The organism is Robertmurraya dakarensis (assembly GCF_900156875.1).
In the GTDB taxonomy this organism is placed as follows: Bacteria; Bacillota; Bacilli; order Bacillales; family Cytobacillaceae; genus Robertmurraya; species Robertmurraya dakarensis.
Genome location: NZ_LT707409.1, coordinates 498,063 through 515,071, shown reverse-complemented (window position 1 = coordinate 515,071; position 17,009 = coordinate 498,063). Strand labels below are relative to the sequence as shown.

Annotated in this window: 15 protein-coding genes and 1 pseudogene; 3 read left to right on the top strand and 13 right to left on the bottom strand. The window is 37.9% G+C overall.

Features of this window, described 5'->3' with window-relative positions; genetic code table 11:
* Positions 1-261: 261 nt before the first annotated feature.
* The gene (locus CZ487_RS11630) at positions 262-1,857 is read left to right on the top strand and encodes an acetolactate synthase large subunit (RefSeq protein WP_077212328.1); all 1,596 of its coding nucleotides are present in this window, start codon (positions 262-264) and stop codon (positions 1,855-1,857) included.
* A gap of 669 nt (positions 1,858-2,526) precedes the next feature.
* Here the strand turns inward: CZ487_RS11630 and CZ487_RS27490 are convergent.
* Positions 2,527-2,685: a hypothetical protein gene (locus tag CZ487_RS27490; protein WP_154676028.1), complete on the bottom strand. Its 159-nt coding sequence runs from the start codon at positions 2,683-2,685 to the stop codon at positions 2,527-2,529.
* Positions 2,686-2,858: 173 nt separating this feature from the next.
* Between CZ487_RS27490 and CZ487_RS11620 the strand changes: the two genes are divergently transcribed.
* Positions 2,859-3,422 (top strand): hypothetical protein, encoded by a 564-nt coding sequence (locus tag CZ487_RS11620; protein WP_077212326.1) that lies wholly within the window; start codon positions 2,859-2,861, stop codon positions 3,420-3,422.
* On the opposite strand, the gene CZ487_RS11615 is transcribed toward CZ487_RS11620, so the two are convergent.
* The 11 genes and pseudogenes from CZ487_RS11615 to CZ487_RS11560 all read right to left on the bottom strand — a co-directional run bounded on the left by CZ487_RS11615 (position 3,415) and on the right by CZ487_RS11560 (position 15,109).
* Entirely contained in the window at positions 3,415-4,824 is a 1,410-nt protein-coding gene (locus CZ487_RS11615; RefSeq protein WP_077212325.1) for a PQQ-dependent sugar dehydrogenase, read from the bottom strand. The genes CZ487_RS11620 and CZ487_RS11615 overlap by 8 nt on opposite strands.
* 172 nt (positions 4,825-4,996) lie before the next feature.
* The gene (locus tag CZ487_RS11610; RefSeq protein WP_077212324.1) at positions 4,997-5,590 is read right to left on the bottom strand and encodes a cell wall hydrolase; all 594 of its coding nucleotides are present in this window, start codon (positions 5,588-5,590) and stop codon (positions 4,997-4,999) included.
* A 246-nt stretch (positions 5,591-5,836) separates the two neighbouring features.
* Complete coding sequence (locus tag CZ487_RS11605; protein ID WP_237562868.1) at positions 5,837-6,931, bottom strand: transposase; 1,095 nt, start codon at positions 6,929-6,931, stop codon at positions 5,837-5,839.
* A gap of 78 nt (positions 6,932-7,009) precedes the next feature.
* Positions 7,010-7,291, bottom strand: coding sequence for a hypothetical protein (locus CZ487_RS27485; protein WP_237562867.1), 282 nt, complete (start codon positions 7,289-7,291; stop codon positions 7,010-7,012).
* Between the two features lie 384 nt (positions 7,292-7,675).
* Complete coding sequence (locus CZ487_RS11600; protein ID WP_077212323.1) at positions 7,676-8,392, bottom strand: hypothetical protein; 717 nt, start codon at positions 8,390-8,392, stop codon at positions 7,676-7,678.
* A gap of 265 nt (positions 8,393-8,657) precedes the next feature.
* Positions 8,658-8,840 carry an SDR family oxidoreductase gene (locus tag CZ487_RS11595; RefSeq protein WP_237562866.1) on the bottom strand — a complete coding sequence of 61 codons (183 nt, stop codon included), beginning with the start codon at positions 8,838-8,840 and terminating at the stop codon, positions 8,658-8,660.
* Positions 8,841-8,972: 132 nt separating this feature from the next.
* Positions 8,973-9,584 (bottom strand): annotated as a pseudogene (locus CZ487_RS11590) (FMN-binding negative transcriptional regulator).
* 406 nt (positions 9,585-9,990) lie between these two features.
* Positions 9,991-10,956, bottom strand: coding sequence for an NAD(P)-dependent alcohol dehydrogenase (locus CZ487_RS11580; RefSeq protein ID WP_077212321.1), 966 nt, complete (start codon positions 10,954-10,956; stop codon positions 9,991-9,993).
* 179 nt (positions 10,957-11,135) lie between these two features.
* The gene (locus CZ487_RS11575; RefSeq protein WP_077212320.1) at positions 11,136-12,125 is read right to left on the bottom strand and encodes a metal-dependent hydrolase; all 990 of its coding nucleotides are present in this window, start codon (positions 12,123-12,125) and stop codon (positions 11,136-11,138) included.
* Between the two features lie 48 nt (positions 12,126-12,173).
* Positions 12,174-13,316 carry a glycosyltransferase family 4 protein gene (locus CZ487_RS11570; RefSeq protein ID WP_077215285.1) on the bottom strand — a complete coding sequence of 381 codons (1,143 nt, stop codon included), beginning with the start codon at positions 13,314-13,316 and terminating at the stop codon, positions 12,174-12,176.
* Positions 13,317-14,056: 740 nt separating this feature from the next.
* Positions 14,057-15,109: an EcsC family protein gene (locus CZ487_RS11560; protein WP_077212319.1), complete on the bottom strand. Its 1,053-nt coding sequence runs from the start codon at positions 15,107-15,109 to the stop codon at positions 14,057-14,059.
* 371 nt (positions 15,110-15,480) lie between these two features.
* On the opposite strand from CZ487_RS11560, the gene CZ487_RS11555 reads away from it, so the two are divergent.
* Positions 15,481-16,146 (top strand): DUF4352 domain-containing protein, encoded by a 666-nt coding sequence (locus CZ487_RS11555; protein ID WP_077212318.1) that lies wholly within the window; start codon positions 15,481-15,483, stop codon positions 16,144-16,146.
* Positions 16,147-16,330: 184 nt separating this feature from the next.
* Here CZ487_RS11555 and CZ487_RS11550 read toward each other — a convergent pair whose 3' ends face one another.
* The gene (locus tag CZ487_RS11550; RefSeq protein ID WP_077212317.1) at positions 16,331-16,639 is read right to left on the bottom strand and encodes a hypothetical protein; all 309 of its coding nucleotides are present in this window, start codon (positions 16,637-16,639) and stop codon (positions 16,331-16,333) included.
* Positions 16,640-17,009: the final 370 nt, after the last annotated feature.

Genomic DNA, 17,009 nt, shown 5'->3' with positions numbered 1-17,009 from the left:
TTTATATTTAGAGGTAAATATAAAATCCGTTTACTGAATATAAAGCAAAGAGATAACCATATTCGGAGGTATTTTCGTGTTAAGTTGAGCTGAAAGGATGCAAAGAGTACCTAATAAAACCGCACAGAAAAAAGAATAACTCCCTCATAATACTTTAAACTAATAAAGAGTTTACTGGGTCTTTGCAAATGATTGAAATACTTCAATTGAATCAGATTTTTAACTATTTTTTCGATATAAACAGTTTCCCAAGGAGGACATATGAAAGTATCCGATCTTATCGTCAAATGTTTAGAAATGGAAGGTGTTGAGTATGTTTTTGGGATTGTTGGACAGGAAGTGCTTGATCTCGCTGATTCGTTATCAAAATCAAAACAAGTTCAATTTGTCAACGTAAGGCACGAACAAGGGGCTGCTTTTATGGCGGATGTGTACGGGAGGTTGTCAAAGAAAGTGGGTGTTTGCTTATCTACGTTAGGCCCTGGAGCTACAAATCTGTTGACTGGTATTGCAAGTGCCGAGCTCGATCATTCACCGGTGGTTGCGCTAATCGGCCAAGCAGGTGTGGAACGGAACCATCCGGAATCACACCAATACTTAGACATTGTTAAAATATTCGAACCAGCCACAAAGTGGAGCACCCAATTGTTGGAATCGCTGGCAGTGCCTACTATTATTCGAAAAGCATTCAGAACGGTTAAAATGGAAAAACCAGGTTCTGTTGCAATTGTACTGCCGGAGAACTTTTTAACACAACAAATTCCCGCCAATCCCTTACCAACTAAGCCATTACCTGAGACTGTCCCTGCTGAGGAGATCATAAAAGCTGCCCATACTCTTTTACAAAATAGTACGAAACCCTTTATATTAGTTGGAAATGGTGTAGTGAGGCAAGATGCCGTCCTGGAGCTTAAAACTTTTATCAATGCCCTGCAAGTACCTGCTGCTCATAGTTTTATGGCCAAAGGGATTTTAGAGAAGGACCACCCTTCTAATTATTTTACTTTTGGCTTTAATGAAAATGATGAAGTGTTGCCTTGTATCCAAGAAGCAGATTTAATCATAACAATAGGTTTCGACTTTGTAGAAAAGCTCCCGAAAAGCTGGAACGAAAAGAAAATTCCTATTTTACATATTGATTCCTTACCTGCAGAAGTCAATGAGTACTATCCAACCGAAGTAGAATGCGTTGGGAACATCAAGAAGACGCTCCAATCTTTTAATCAAATGGATCTCTCTGCTAAAGCATGGATTCCTTTTGGAAATCCCAAGGAAAAAATAAGGAAGGCTTATCAAATAAACACTCGTCAATCCAAACCGATAAACAGTCCAATTACGATTGAAGATATCCTTCATTGTATTGAAGATAGTACCTCAGAGAATGCGATTGTCATTTCGGATGTGGGTGCCCATAAAGTTTCGATTGCTCGTACGTATCAGCCCAAAAAACCAAACCGGCTCATCATTTCAAACGGATTGGCCCCGATGGGCATCGCCATTCCTGGATCCATCGGAGCAAAATTGGCTTGTCCCGATGACCCTGTCATTTGTATTACCGGCGACGGCGGCGCCTTAATGAATTTTGCAGAAATAGAGACCGCCAAACGGCTAGGTCTTTCCTTTATGATCATCGTTCTGAATGATTCCAAGTTAAAACTTGAAGTCCAGCAAATGAATAAGATGTTCGGAGAAAATTATGGGGTTTCCTACCAGAATCCCGACTTTGTGCAACTAGCTGCGAGTTTTGGCATTAAAAGTGCGCAGGCTAGAACCCTGGATGAGTTTGAATCAGTTCTAAATGAAAATTTGCGAACATTAGATGGAATTATCTTAATCGAAGTGGTTATGGAAAATTGATCATTAAGTATTTAATAAAAATTGCCGGTCCTAGTGTAGTTTAGTTTGATTGTTTCGGGGGACAGGGCACTTACCCTGGATTGGTTCTAATTTCTTTTATGAAGACCGCTTTCCTCTCCCACTGATCCTGATTCGGTTTTCATCTCCCTTATGAAGACCGGTTCTTGCTTCCACTGATCCTGGATCGGTTTTCATTTCCTTTATGAAGACCGGTTCTTGCTTCCGCTGATCCTGGAACGGTTCTCATCTCCTTTATGAAGACCGGTTCTTGCTTCCACTGACCCTGGATCGGTTTTCATCTCCTTTATGAAGACCGGTTCTTGCTTCCGCTGATCCTGGAACGGTTCTCATCTCCTTTATGAAGACCGTCTCTTTCTTCCACTGACGCTGGATCGGTTCTCATCTCCTTTATGAAGACCGGTTCTTGCTTCCACTGATCCTGGTTCGGTTCTCATCTCCTTTATGAAGACCGGTTCTTGCTTCCACTGACCCTGGATCGGTTTTCATCTCCTTTATGAAGACCGGTTCTTGCTTCCTCTGACCCTGGGAACGGTTCTCATCTCCCTTATGAAGACCGGTTCCTTCCACCACTGATCCTGATTCGGTTCTCATCTCCTTTATGAAGACCGCTTCTTTCTTCCAATGATACTGGAACGGTTCTCATCTCCCTTATGAAGACCGGTTCTTGCTTCCGCTGATGATGGAACGGTTCTCATCTCCTTTATGAAGACCGGTTCTGCTGCCACTGACCCTGGAACGGTTCTCATCTCCTTTATGAAGACCGCTTTCTTCTATTCTGCACCTTGTCTGGGGCTTCATCCCAATCATGATGACCTGTTCCGCCACTCAATGATCATTTTTCGGTTTTCATTTCCTTTGGACAGGCCTAAATTCCCCGAAAATCAATATTTGCTTTGTTGGATGTTGTTTTATTCGGAGTTCCACCTCAATTAATAGCTTAATATATTGTAGTTAATAACCGCTTTAAATGAGGTGGACCGATGTATTTCTTTAAATCAATTTCAGACGAAGTTATAATTGCGCAATTAAACTATCGTAAGCAGGAACAATCAACAAGGCTGATTTTTGGAACTTTTCTTGCATGCATGGCTGCTGTACTTCAGGCGGCAGGCGGCATTTTACCAGGAATCGGATACCTCATCAGCCCCTTTTCTACACTGCCCATTATGATTTCTGCTATGCTTTCCTTTCCGATTGGAGTAATGTCATATTTCCTTACCTATCTGTTACTATTGATCCTGCAGCCAAGTGAACTCATGGTATTTCCTTTTACAACAGGGTTACTTGGGATTGGGATCGGTGCAGGGTTTTCTTTTTTCAAAAAGAGAATCAGTATTATTTCTACAGGCAGCATTCTCTTAACAATAGGAATTATGACCCTGCTATATGTTTTCCGCTTTCCCGTTCTGGGGCCAGTCGGCACTGATTTCTTTTCATTTCTTATAACAGGATGTATCTTTTTATTTGCATTCTTTTATTGCCTGATTTGGGTAGAGACGGCCTTATTTTTCTTTAAAAGAATAAAGTCCATTTTTACTAAGTGAATGATGGGATAATCTCAAATACAGTTCCTTGGTTAAGATCAGTCACTTTCGTGGAGCCATAAACCCCTAGATATAATCTAGTTTGATCTAGATTCGCGCCCAGACTAACATAATAGGCTGATTGGGATCCAAAGTTATAATTGGTATTAATCACGCTAAAATCATTCTGTTTCCCATCTGCTCTTACCCTGGTGTAAGCAAGTACCCCTCTGGCCGGGGATTGAGAGGCTTCACGCCGGGCGAGATCGGTAAACACAACGCTTCCTGTTAAAGCAGGGATCTCATACCCCATATAGGCTTGCACTCCAGTAAGGGCAGTTCCTCCAAACTTATCGGGTCGGGGATCTTTATGGAAATAAGTTGTTAAAGGCTGAAGTCGACTCGCTGATGTTTTTATCGCTTCATTATAAAAAGCAATAGTTTTCTCATCCAATGACTGATTACCAGAGCAGCTCCTTACTATAGAAGTTGGAAAAGCTCCTTCCCATGCGCGCCATCCAAGGTTAATAAACGGTTCGGTTTTTCCTAAAGAAGCTTGAGTAAATTGAGTTACCGGAATTGGTTTATACTGTACGAATGAATAGATGGCCTCTTCCAAATCCTGTCCGACATTTCCTACATATTTCATATACTGATTATAAAATCGCTGAAATGAAATACCTGGGATATTGCGAACCCCTTTGGCCATCACCGTAAGCGTTTCCTGAATGGGTACGGGAAGCTCATCAAAACGCGTAGCTGCGGGTGGATTATTGATAAATGTATTCTTATCTACATCCATTTCAATAATTTTACCGGCGATTTCCATATTGTCTTGACTTAAATTAAATGGATCATACCCTGATCCCCCGTCTCCGTTTGTTAAAACAAGTTTTCTAGTTTCAGGTGAGAAAGTTAAGCTATTGACACCATTGTGATTTGAAAATGGTCGTCTTAAGTTAAGCAATGTCCGGCGTTTTTGAGGCTGCCCATTATGTTGCAGTATCCATTCTTCCACTGTATCGATATGATCATATTGAGTTTCCCTATTTTTCCACCTGAGGTTTAATGTACTGGGATCACATGGGTCAGGGGTAAAAGAATCAGGAAGAGCACCGGGACCTTGTGTACCCGCTGCTGAATAATGAAGATAAAACAAACAATTATAATAAAATTCAGGATGAAACGCTAAGCCTAATAACCCCCGTTCATCATATCCGCCATTAGCACCTAGCTTTAGGATTCGCGGGCGAATATCTAAAAAGGACCGAAGACTTCCATTTCTTATGTAAAAGATCTCTCCAACCTGGGTTGCAATAAATATACTTTCAGTTGAGTCACCTGGAAGTATAGCTGTTTTCACAACAGTAGGTAAATTTATCTGACTAACAACAGGACGTAAAGTAACCTGTATTTTTCTCAACGAGGTACACTCCCTATTCTTGTTTTTTTAAGAATATGTTTGGAAGTGATCTGTTAGCACCAAATATGTAAGGTAGTGCCTGTTCCCCGCTGCAGTAATGCTTTACTACGTTGAGGGACAGGCACCTAAACTAAAGACACCAATCAATTTTGAAGATTGGTGTCTTTATAAATTATTTAGCAAATACATGATTTCCAATTCTCAGTGTTACTTCACGTGATGCAACCCAATTACTTGTTGCAGTTGCAGGATTATAGAAAAATAGAGAACCATTTCCCTTACCCATTAAAGCAATTGCTTCATTGACGGCTCTTTTCGATTGAACGTCAGCTGGCTGGTTAATTTGACCGTTTGCTACAGGGGTAAATGCATAATATCCATTTGAAATTTGATAGATAACTTCACTTACTGAATTCGGGAACTGATCACTTTTCACACGGTTAAGCACAACCACCGCAACAGCCACCTTCCCAGCATATGGCTCACCTACAGCCTCTGCACGAACTAAACGTGCTAGTAATTCCTTCTCTGCTGCTGAAATAGGAGAGTTTGGCAGAGTCATATAGTGCCCAGCAATAAGTGGCTTACTATTGTTTGTATTCATGAGGCTAGTAATCGGAATACCGAATCCTTTCGCAATTTTCCAGTATGTCTCCCCATATTGAATTTTGTGAGTGGTTGCTGCCTCTGTTTGATTTGTTAAGGTAAATGCTGAAATTGATAACATTAGTCCAGCGGCTACTATTAGCTTTTTTAATTTTTTCATCTCTTGAACCTCCTAGTAGTCGTTAACTTGCCTACTAGTAGATTAGCAGATCTGATACTCCCACATATGAAGTAGTGGGGTTCTAATTTACTTACACACTTCTCCAATATTCTCACCCGAAAAATTATTAACTTTTCGAGTTACAGCATAAAGGAACTCATATGTGTTCAATTAGACTTCTACAACCAAAGAAACCATCGTTTCTATTTGCGATTGCTTCGGCTCGTATCTAAACCGTATTCATTATTAGACACCCATCGAAATGGGTGTTCTCTCTTTCGCTTTTAATGATTGAACTTCTAAATCGTGTTTTTCCCTAAACCATTTAAAGTTTTGTACGCATAATTCCCTATCTATTTCTTGCAAATTATCATTGCAGTTCATAAGCAAAAAAGCTGAGTATAAATCCCTTTGGATTTTACAAAAATGAAAGTTATTCCACCTTTGATGAAGTTTTTTCTTTTCATAGGTATCAGCTATATGATTGTATTGACTAGCTCTTATTAGAATTGTGTTTACCCTTTTTAAGTTTTTGTCAGCGTACTTTAATTTGCGGTCAATAATAGAGAGGAGCATCGAAGGGGCGCGATTGCTTATAGTTCTACCAAACCTTTTCTTTGTATTGAATTTACCTCTTTCATTTACCGTAGTTTCTTTCGTTCGTTTCTGAAGTCCCTTAAAACTCATCGTTTCAACGATAACATTTGTGCCTAGCGAGATGATGCGATTCGAGAGTATTTCGTGATCCTGCTTCCGTTTTACTTTATTTAACCTTTGCAGTTCTTTCAATTGGTTTTTCTTCTTCATGTACCGTTTTGAAAAACACCATCTCGATTTGTTAGTAGTATCAACGGTTCCATCCTCTTTGTATTTTAAGGGATTCATTGCTTTTTTACTTCTATCCATTACCCTTTGTATCATTGTTATCCTGTTGCCTAGGTCGACAACACTAGGTGCTAATTCTGTTAAAAACACTCCGTTTTCAGAACAAACTGCAACGGTGGATGTCCCAATATCAACTCCAACTTTGCTCTCATTAGGTTTGGTATCTTTAACACCTTCGTTATTATACTTCTTAGGAGGAATACCCTCCAATACTAACTGGGCATAGTACACATGCTTGTCCTTGAACCACTCTCTTTTTATCCTGACAAATTTAATTTTATCTCTCAGTGCCAAATGAGCATATACGTCATTTCTTTTTACGATTGTGCGAAGAACAAGTCCGTTCCAAACAATATTGCCATCCTTGTAGCGAATTCCAGTTGAATTAGTTTTTCCTTCGACAGATCCCATTTCGCCATATTTTTTAAATCTAACCTTTTTCCCTTGTTTATACATTAACTTTTCAAAAGCTTTATATGCCCTGGTGGCTATTTTTTGACTAGTGTGAGAGTCTATATTTTGTTTGAATTGATGTTACATAGCTTTTACGAACTTATGAAGTGAATACTCGGCTAAACCGAATTCTTTGTTCAATTCCGAAAACATTTGGTTTCTTTGTTTTCCTTTTTCCATCCTACAAACAGATTTGTATCGCTTTGATTGCTTTAAAGTCAAATACCTTTTGTACAATTCGCCTAAGCAAGCGTTATAGATATTCCTAGCAAGCTCAAATCTTTTAAATAATTTGTGTTCTTGGTGAACTTCGGTTGCTAACCTCAAAGTTAAAACGTAACTTGGAGTTTTAGATTCAGCCATAATACTCACCCCTTTATATTTCCTATTTTATCACAAAGGAACATATGTTCTCAATGCAAAAATTCGAACAATTGATATGTCTGAATACATACCTTGTTCGACCTCACTCTCATCCCACACCTAGAGGAGATGGGCTTTCCCGTTCGGTAATTTTTAATATACAAACCAACCTGCAGCTATGAAAACTACTATTATACCAAAAATAAGCCAATTTAATTTCTTCATTCCAACAAAGTGTTTTATGTTCAGAAAGGTAGTGCCTGTCCCACACTTCAGCAAAGCTTTACTACGCTGAGCAAAAATGGTGCCAGAACCCTAGCACTGTACAACATTGGGGTCTGGCACCATTTTTCCATAATTTCCTCTATCGTAGTTGAAGAAGAACTATTGAGATAGATTCATATGTTCAAAGAAATCAGGATCTGGTTTCATTAATTTTGTCCCTTTGTCTGATTGAAAATAAGCTTCTTTTTCGTTTTCATAAAGAACCTTTATTTTCATATCCCCGAAATCTATTACAATTGTGTTTTTGCGTGGCGATACTTCCTCTTTCCAGTCAATCGCTTCATTAATAAAATCAGCAATTTGCTGTATTTTCATGTTATCCTTTATCTCAGAACATGTTTCATCATCCATACTTTGATAAATGCAAATACTTTCTGGAACTTGATCAATCCAAGTTGTTGAGTGATAGATTGGGGTTTGATCAAAGCTGACCTCTGTTTGTTGTTCGTATTGATTATAATGAGCTGAAATACTTAATTCCCCGTCGAAACCTTCTTTTCTCCACCTTGAATGGAATCCGCTCCAATCGTTTTCCGAATCATGATCAGTTAGTGCTGAACTCTCATATTCTAGTTTCCAGCCAAGTTGAGGAAGTTTTTTCAAATAAAAATCATATATATCATTCCAACGATTTCCATCTAGAACATACACATGTTCAGTTGGTTCTAATCCCTGAAATAAAGGGATATCTTCGTGTTTTTCCGGAATAATAGACATTCCCTGATAAGTATCATCGGTAATTTTGTGATATACGAACCAACCTGCAGCTATGAAAATTATTATAATACCAAAAATAAGCCAATTTAATTTCTTCATTTCAACCTCCTCCAAAGTGTTTTATGTTCACATTTCTATAATTGTATGTTAACAAACGTCGTGAACGTAACCCTGGTTGATAAGAAATCTAGATAACGAAGTTAAATTTTGCACATCATCCTTAATGCACTATAAAATTAGGTGCTGTTCCAAAGGTGTATTTCATTCCGAAATAAGTAAAAGACAAGAATGCTATTATATTAACATTCTTGTCTTGACCTCTTATAGGCTTTTACCTGAAAGGCATAGCTCATTATTCATTTAATTACATATTGTATAAAGCACCATCTATAGTAAATGAAGAGGAGCTTACATAAGAAGCTTCGTCAGAAAGTAAGAACGCAATTACGTTAGCGACTTCTTCAGGTTCGCCATACCGTTTCATTGGTACTGCATCGTTATAAGCTGCTTGAGCCGCTTCTGCTGGATAAACCCATCCTTGAATCAAAAACTACAAACAATCAAGACTAACATTAAAGAAAGCAACGTAATGTTGCTTTCTTTAATGTTAGTAACCTTTTGATTTATAGTTGTTTATTTCGATAAAGTAAGCAACTGTTAGTTGAAAAAAACCACTACTTTATTTTTGAAAGTTTTTCTTCATAAGAGATGCTACTTGTATATTATCTTGATCAGAAGTCCCTTCGAGATGCTTAATTATTAACTCCTGTCGCTCCACCGGATGATTTTGACTTAATTTTGCTTTTGCCTCAATTTTTGTGATTTTTATTTTGAACGCTACAATGCCTTTACTCATTCCCTTGATAAAGCTAGGTTCTACTTCATTCAAATTGTATGTACTATGAGGACTTTCATATTTATTTACTAAGCCATTTAAAGACTCGAATATCATTTTTTCATCTTCAAGTATCTCCATCTCTCCATATAAATGGACAGCAACATAGTTCCAAGTAGGTACTGCCTTAGTTGTTTCATACCAAGAAGGTGAAATATAACAGTGTGGACCATGAAAAACCACAAGAACTTGTTGGTCTTCTGCGTCCTTCCACTGTTAGTTGGGACGTGCAAAATGACCATATAAAGCATTTTCAGATTTATTTAACATCAATGGTAAGTGAGTAGCGTAGGGTTCTCCATTATGTTGAGAAAATACAATGCCAAAGCTGTATTTTTCAATAAAATCAAATATACGATCTTGATCATTGACTTCAAAACTTTTAGGTATATACATATTTGTTCCACCTCTCATCAATTTAACTAGCATAATCACATTATAAAAAAGGTGGAACTATGGCAATAGTACCAGATTGTCACTTATTTTAAGCACCAGTGTTTATTATTTCTCATTCAATTAAACTGCACAGGTTACATCAAGTTCAAAAATGAGTTTGGATGTACGTTAGTGCTTAGGAAATTTACGCTTACCCCATTTCCAACTAAGATAGCTTACAAATACCGCTAATATAAGAGGTAGCCAAGAGATTCCTGTTTCAAAAATAAATCCCTCTGAAGGTGTTTCGCTATAATAGTAGAAAATTAACCAATCAATATTAAAGATTTTCCCAATTAACATCGTGAATACTAAGGTCAAAAAGAAACCAAGAAAAGAGAGATAATAGGGCATATATTGCATTGATTTAGAGACCACCTTTTTCAAAAGTAATGACTACATTTCCTTTTTTGTGCCCTTCATCGACATAATGATGAGCCTCGGCCATTTGTTCCATAGGATAGGTTCTATCTATGACCGCTTTTATTTTCCCATTCTCCATCAGTTCTTTAAGGAAAGTGAGGTATTCAGTCTCTTCGCTGGCAACCCCTAAAATCACTTTCTTGCTGCTGGATATGGAGGTCCAACACCCTTGAAAAACCTGTAGCAGACCACCAGCCCCTAAAATCAAAATACCCTTTTTCTTAAGGGACCTTCGACTTTGTCCGATCGATATTTTTCCTACGGTATCAAAAATGATATCAAAGGCACCGTGCTTGGTAAAATCCTCTTTCTTGTAATCAACTACTATATCAGCACCAATCGATTTTACCATTTCAAGATTGGCCGTACTGCATACCCCGAACACCTCTGCCCCGTAATATCTGGCAAGTTGTACCGCTGCAGTACCTACTGCTCCAGATGCTCCATAGACAAGAATTCTTTGTCCAGGTTGTATTTTCGCTTTTCTAAGAAAATGCAAGGCTGTCATTCCTCCAAAAGGAATACTCGCGGCCTCCTCATACGTCATATTTTCTGGTTTCATTGCCACCACAGCATCTTCAGGAAGGCACTTGTACTCCGCATAAGCACCGAAACCCATACCAGTCGCTCCAAAAACTTGATCCCCTATTTTAAATGATTTTACATTTTTCCCAATACCTTCAACTTCTCCAGCGAAGACACCTCCTAGAATAGGAATCTTTGGTTTTGTGAAGCCGAAGAATAGTCTTACTGCGGCTGGATCCGCTTTCCTCATGCGGCAGTCCGCTGAGTTTACTGCTGTCGCATAAACTTTAATCAGTATTTCATTGTCATTGGCGATCGGTTTCTCCACATCCTCAAGTTGAAAAACATCCGGTTTCCCATACTTTCTGCAGACAACAGCTTTCATGTTTTCCTCCAATCATTCACTTAGGTTTTAATATGCTGATAAAATGTTTCTAAATAACAATATATTTTAAATATCTAGAAAAAATTTACTTACGTTAAAATTATGCTTGCTTGCATTAACTTTTAACCTGACCCCAAGTAATTTAACGCCTTACTGCATCAAGGGCCAGGCATCATGAACTAAATCGAGCTATGTGAATGTTTTAAGTTTTTCAGTACCTTTTTGTATTGCTTAGGTGAGTTAACATGACCTATATATCTTTTTTTACACTTAAGATCAGAGGAAATGAACAGAATCGCCCCAAAACGGAAAAACCTTTTTGTTCGAAAGCGGAGGTCATTCCAGTAAATGAGATATCCCTTCTTACACTCTCGAACAAAAGGGTAGGCAAAATGAGTAGATGAGAGTAGATCAGCAACGACTTCATCACTCTTACTGTCCTCCACCAACTCTGGAAAAGGTATTACTTTAGAGAAACTGTGTTCAATATATAGTTCATTTTTATAATAAACACCGAAAAGGAAATCTTCATTCGTTTCGATTATGACGTCATATTTTCCAATACTTGTATGCGGGATACATTTGATTTCAATGGCGTTCTGGAAGTAAGAATGTAAGTATTTTTTTATAAAAATGGTAGAAAAGGTGCGAATGAAAAGGTACAGGAACATACAAGCGTAAATGACAAGAAATGTTTTTCCACTATGAAAAAATGGAAGGAGACAAAAGCCTAGAACATGGAGCATGAATATAAAAGGATCGGTCAATGGTATAGAATCAAAGGAAATCCATTTTCGAGAAAAGGGAAGCAGGACTTGCGTTCCGTGAACATTGAATAAATCTAAAAAGACGTGCAGAATGACAGCCAAAAAAGTCCATAAAAATAAATGGAGAAAATCAGCACCTGGTAAAAGTAGGTAAATGAAGCCTGAAACAAAAACAGCCCATAAAGGAAGTGCAGGAAGAGAATGTGAGGTTCCTCTATGGTTACGTATATAGCTGCCTTTCCCCTTCATTCTATAAATAAAATCAAAATCGGGTGCGTTCGAGCCAATCACTGCACCTAATAGAACAGCTTGTGATAGAAACTGATTATTTGAGACAACGGGATCTATTTGAGCTAAAGCCCCAATTCCCAGTCCCATCACAATATGTGAAAATGTATCCATACCGTCAATCCCCCTCTTTAATAGGTGGCTGTAAAATTCCAAGGCTGATTATGCATACTTTTTCTTTGCCGGTTCCTCAACTAGATCAGAATATTGGCTAAGTAAACGGGTAAAAATTTGGTCCCAGTCTTGCGTCAAAGCATAGCTTCTTCCTTCAATTCCTAATTGAGTTCTCAGCTCATTCTGCTCTAAAAGCAAAATAATCCTCTTGATAAACTCCTCTACATTACCCGGTTCGCACAAATAACCTGTTACCCCTGGTTTTACAATATTTTTCACACCGCCGGAATTCGCACCAATAACGGGAGTTCCACTTGCAAGCGCCTCAATGACCACATTTCCAAATGTCTCAGTGGGAGAAGGAAAAACAAATAAGTCTGATGCAGCGTACAATTCGGCTAGAGCCTCGCCTGTTAAAAAACCCGTGAACATCATATTGCTTGGAGCATTCTTTTGAAGCTCTTCCTTAAGTGGACCATCACCGACAACGCACCATTGAATTTGTTCATTGATGTGGGATGGAAGTTTTTTAGCTATGGCAAGGAGTGTATTGACATCTTTTTCAGGTGCCACCCTGCCCACATAGGTAAGGAGGTACTTTTTCGTAATGCCATGACGGTCACGAGCCTTATTTTTATCATAAAAAGGATGAAACAACTGACAATCCACACCTCCCGGCCAGATTTCGAGGTTTCTAAATCCATGACGGTTTAACTGGGTAAGGGTTTCATGGGATGGAACAAATAATTTTTCAAATGGTTTATGGAACCATTTCATGTATTTCCAAAGAATACTTGAAAGGAAAGTTAGATGGTAGAATTTCAGGTAATAATTGAAATCAGTATGGTAAGAACCGACAAGAGGAATGTTTAGTTTTCGAGATAAATATACTCCACACATACCTATGTTAAATGGTGTCGCGACATGAATAATATCAGGTGAGAAATTCTGCAATTCTGCTTTCATCTTGAAAATGTTAGGGAAAGCAAGGCGGCATTCAGGATACAAGAAGAAAGGGTAACTTTTAAAGTGACGAATCTGGTCGGAAACATAATCGTCAATAGGAGAAATCGGTGCAAACACTTTATAGCAAATGTTGTGATCATCTAAATAATTGGTAAATTGGTTCAGCGTGCGGGCAACACCATTAATATCAGGATGAAAGGTATCCGTAAAAATAGCGATTTTCAAAAACATCTCCTCCAATTCAGGCCAAAATTGTCCTGCAGCCATTGCTTCCCTCAACCGTGATCAACTCCCTCTTATTTTATTATGAAAATGACCATATCTTCTTAAGCCCGCGTAAAAGGTATGTAAAGTTTGTGTAAGAATTCCAGGTACCTGGTACCCCAGCCCTAGCAATGACTCGAACAAATGAAAAAGACTGAGTCCATATTGGATTCAGCCTGAGAATTTTGGTAAAACAGTTTGGAGGATGATTCTTTCCCCGTTTTTCCGGATCTTTCATTCGCAAGGAACTTAGTATAAAGATACAAATCCGCTACTTTATTAATTATCTCTTAACCTGACCATACACTTTACATCTTCATCATTGAAGTACCATTCGATACAATAGCCATTTGGATCAATATCAGAATATGATATTTCTATAACATGCGAACTATTTTTAAAGTTATATACAGTAATGTTTCTGTAGTTGCCTTTTTTAATAATGAACGATTCGCAGTCAATATGTAGTGCTTCATCTTTTTCTAATTTCTCTGCAGCTGCTTTGTACACAATCCTGCCATTTTCCGGTCTAGATATATACCAAAGTACCTTCTTTCTTTGGAAAAAGGAATGCTTTTATGAAGTTCCTCGTGAGACTTCAATACATCATTTGGAAAAGTTGTTGCGGTTTTGCAAAGTGTTGGTTACATTCTCAGCTTTTCTTATTGGATAACCTAGTTCAACAACGATCCAATTTCACATCATTCTTCATAATCAATTATATCTGGATTAGTCTTTTCGTCCTTCAATGCTTTCACCCTAATATTTTTTTCAAATAAAAAGCGTTTATGATAAATCAAATTTGCTCCATATAAAATTTTATTCATTGTATATGTATCAGATAATGCACCGATGAAAGCTCCAACTAAAGGAACTGCCTTCTTTCCAGTTTCTTGTGTCATTCTTTTACCTAGTTGTTCAAGAAGTTTCCTAAATATCCCAGCTTCTAAGCCTTCTTTACCCGCATCTTTAATCGCTTTTTTGGCGGCTGCATTGGCAAATGCTCGTATTTGTACATAGAGCAGCTCTGCTCCACCCTTTTGTGCCATTTGCTTATATGTTAGTTTTGATAGTGATTCCTTTAAGGATGAAACATTAGCTGCTAGCATCATTTTACTAATAATGGAACCTAAATTTTTTACATCTGATTCAAGATGTGGTGAGAGACATGTCACAGTCACATTTGACGCAAACTCTAATTCTCTAGGATCATCCAAAACATCATATCCATAGTACAGCCCAATTGCTTGTACAGATCGAAAATACATAAAAAAGGTGTAAGCAAGGTTGAAAGGTACACCCGCCAAGCCAAAGAAACCTGTTCCACCACCTCCTACCATAGCTGAGGGCAAGTCTATAAGTTTTCGTCTATTCAGCGCAGCCTTTTCTATATGATAACTCCTTAATGTACATATTTCAGGAAACTCCTCTATTTGAAATTGTCCCTTATTTAAGAATTCTACTATTTTACTTTTGTTAAGTGTTAATCTGGAGGAGTTTTCTTGTACTACATAAAAACCATCACCTGCTTTTTCCAATACTTTTCTAATTACTGTCAAATCATTAGCTTTTTTTATAGTATCGGCAGTGATGGTTTTCAACTTCTCAGGTGTAAATTCTAATACTTTTCCTTGGGCCTTAATTAGTTGTTTTTGAATAGGGCCTGGTTCAATAAACTTTTCGTAGTCTCTCGTAAGAATTTCCAGCAATTTTTCTTCCCTTTTATCCAAATAAGAAATAATCCCATCTTCCATAATGATTCCCCTTTATTAATTAGACCACTTCTTAAGTATTTTCAATAAATAGTAAAATTATTTGGAACCATTCTTTATTTCAATGGCAGATTTTAATATGTAAAACAAATCCACCCCCTTATAAGCCTTTTTCTAAAAATTAAAAACAACTCAAGGATATTAATTTACCTACGTTTATTGAGTGCTACATCGTTTCTTATATTTAACCCATTTTACCTTTTGATTCCAATGATCGAGATTAAATAGGATTACATAAATAATACATAAAACCTCTTATGTTACTTCATCTTATGATTTAAAAAATGGTAGAAATTATCGGATTTTCTAATGAATTATATGGACATAATACACGTAATAAGGAGGTACTAACTATGGCTGATAAAAATTTAGTCCCTTGCAAAGCGTGTGGTAAAGAAATTGCAAAAGGAGTAAAAAAATGCCCTAATTGCGGTAAAGATCAACGTAATTGGTTTATGAGACACAAGATTTTATCATTTATTGGAGCTATCATTGTTCTATTTATAATTGGTAGTGCATTAGGCGGCGGTGATGATACCGACACGGGTACAAATACTGCTTCAGATAATGCTGCCACGGATTCAAAAACAGAAGAAGCGCCAAAAGAAAAAGTGTATGCGGTTGGAGAAGTTGTTGCCGCTAACAAATTAGAAATAACAGTTTCTAAATTTGAAGAAAAATCAAAAGTTGGAGATCAATATGTTAATAAACAAGCTTCAGAAGGTGGAACTTTTGTGGCTATTCAATATACAATGAAGAACGTATCTGATGAACCAGTGGGAATGTTTGATTATCCAACTCTTAACTTAGTTGATGAAAAAGGCACAGAGTATGAGGCTGATCTTGACGCCAGCAGCTATTATGCTGTTGAAACTGACATTGATAATTCAAAAATTGTGTCTGATCTTAATCCGGGAATTACCATAAAAGATACAGAAGTTTATGAAATCTCTAAAGAAAGCTTTGCACAAGGTAAATGGTATATCCAAATTGGGGATCAAAAAGTTCAAATTAAATAAAGAAGCTGAATAAGAATTACTATATAAAAGCCGATACCTTAAATGATCGGCTTTTATGTAAAGACTAATGTAAATATATAAAAACACATACATTGCCTGCTTACGATGGACCATCTTCGGTTCTCATCACTCTTATGAATACCATTTCCTGATTGCGCTGAACCTCTTTCGGTTCTCACCCCTCTTATGAAGAACGTTTCCTGGTTACGCGGGATCTCTTTCGGTTCTCATGACTTTTATGAAGACCGTTTCCTGGTTGCGCTGGTCCTTTTTCGGTTCTCATTCCACTTATGAAGACCGTTTCCATGATTGCCCGGATCTCTTTCGGGTTCTCATCCATCTTATGAAGACCGTTTCCTGGTTGCGCTGGTCCTTTTTCGGTTCTCATTCCACTTATGAAGACCGTTTCCATGATTGCCAGGATCCTCTTTCGGTTCTCATCCCTCTTATGAAGACCGTTTCCATGATTGACCGGATCTCTTTCGGTTCTCATTCTTCTTATGAAGACCGTTTCCTGATTCCGCTGGACCTGTTTCGGTTCTCATCCCTCTTATGAAGACCGTTTCCATGATTGTCCGGATCTTTTTCGGTTCTCATGACTCATATGAAGACCGTTTCCTGATTCCGCTGGACCTGTTTCGGTTCTCATCCCACTTATGAAGACCGTTTACATGATTGCCAGGATCTCTTTCGGTTCTCATTCTTCTTATGAAGACCGTTCCATGATTGCACTGTACCTCTTGCGGTTCTCATGCCTTTTATGAAGACCGTTTCCTGTCGGCGCTGAACCTCTTGCGGTTCTCATGCCTTTTATGAAGACCGTTTCCTGTCGGCGCTGAACCTCTTTCGGTTCTCATGCCTTT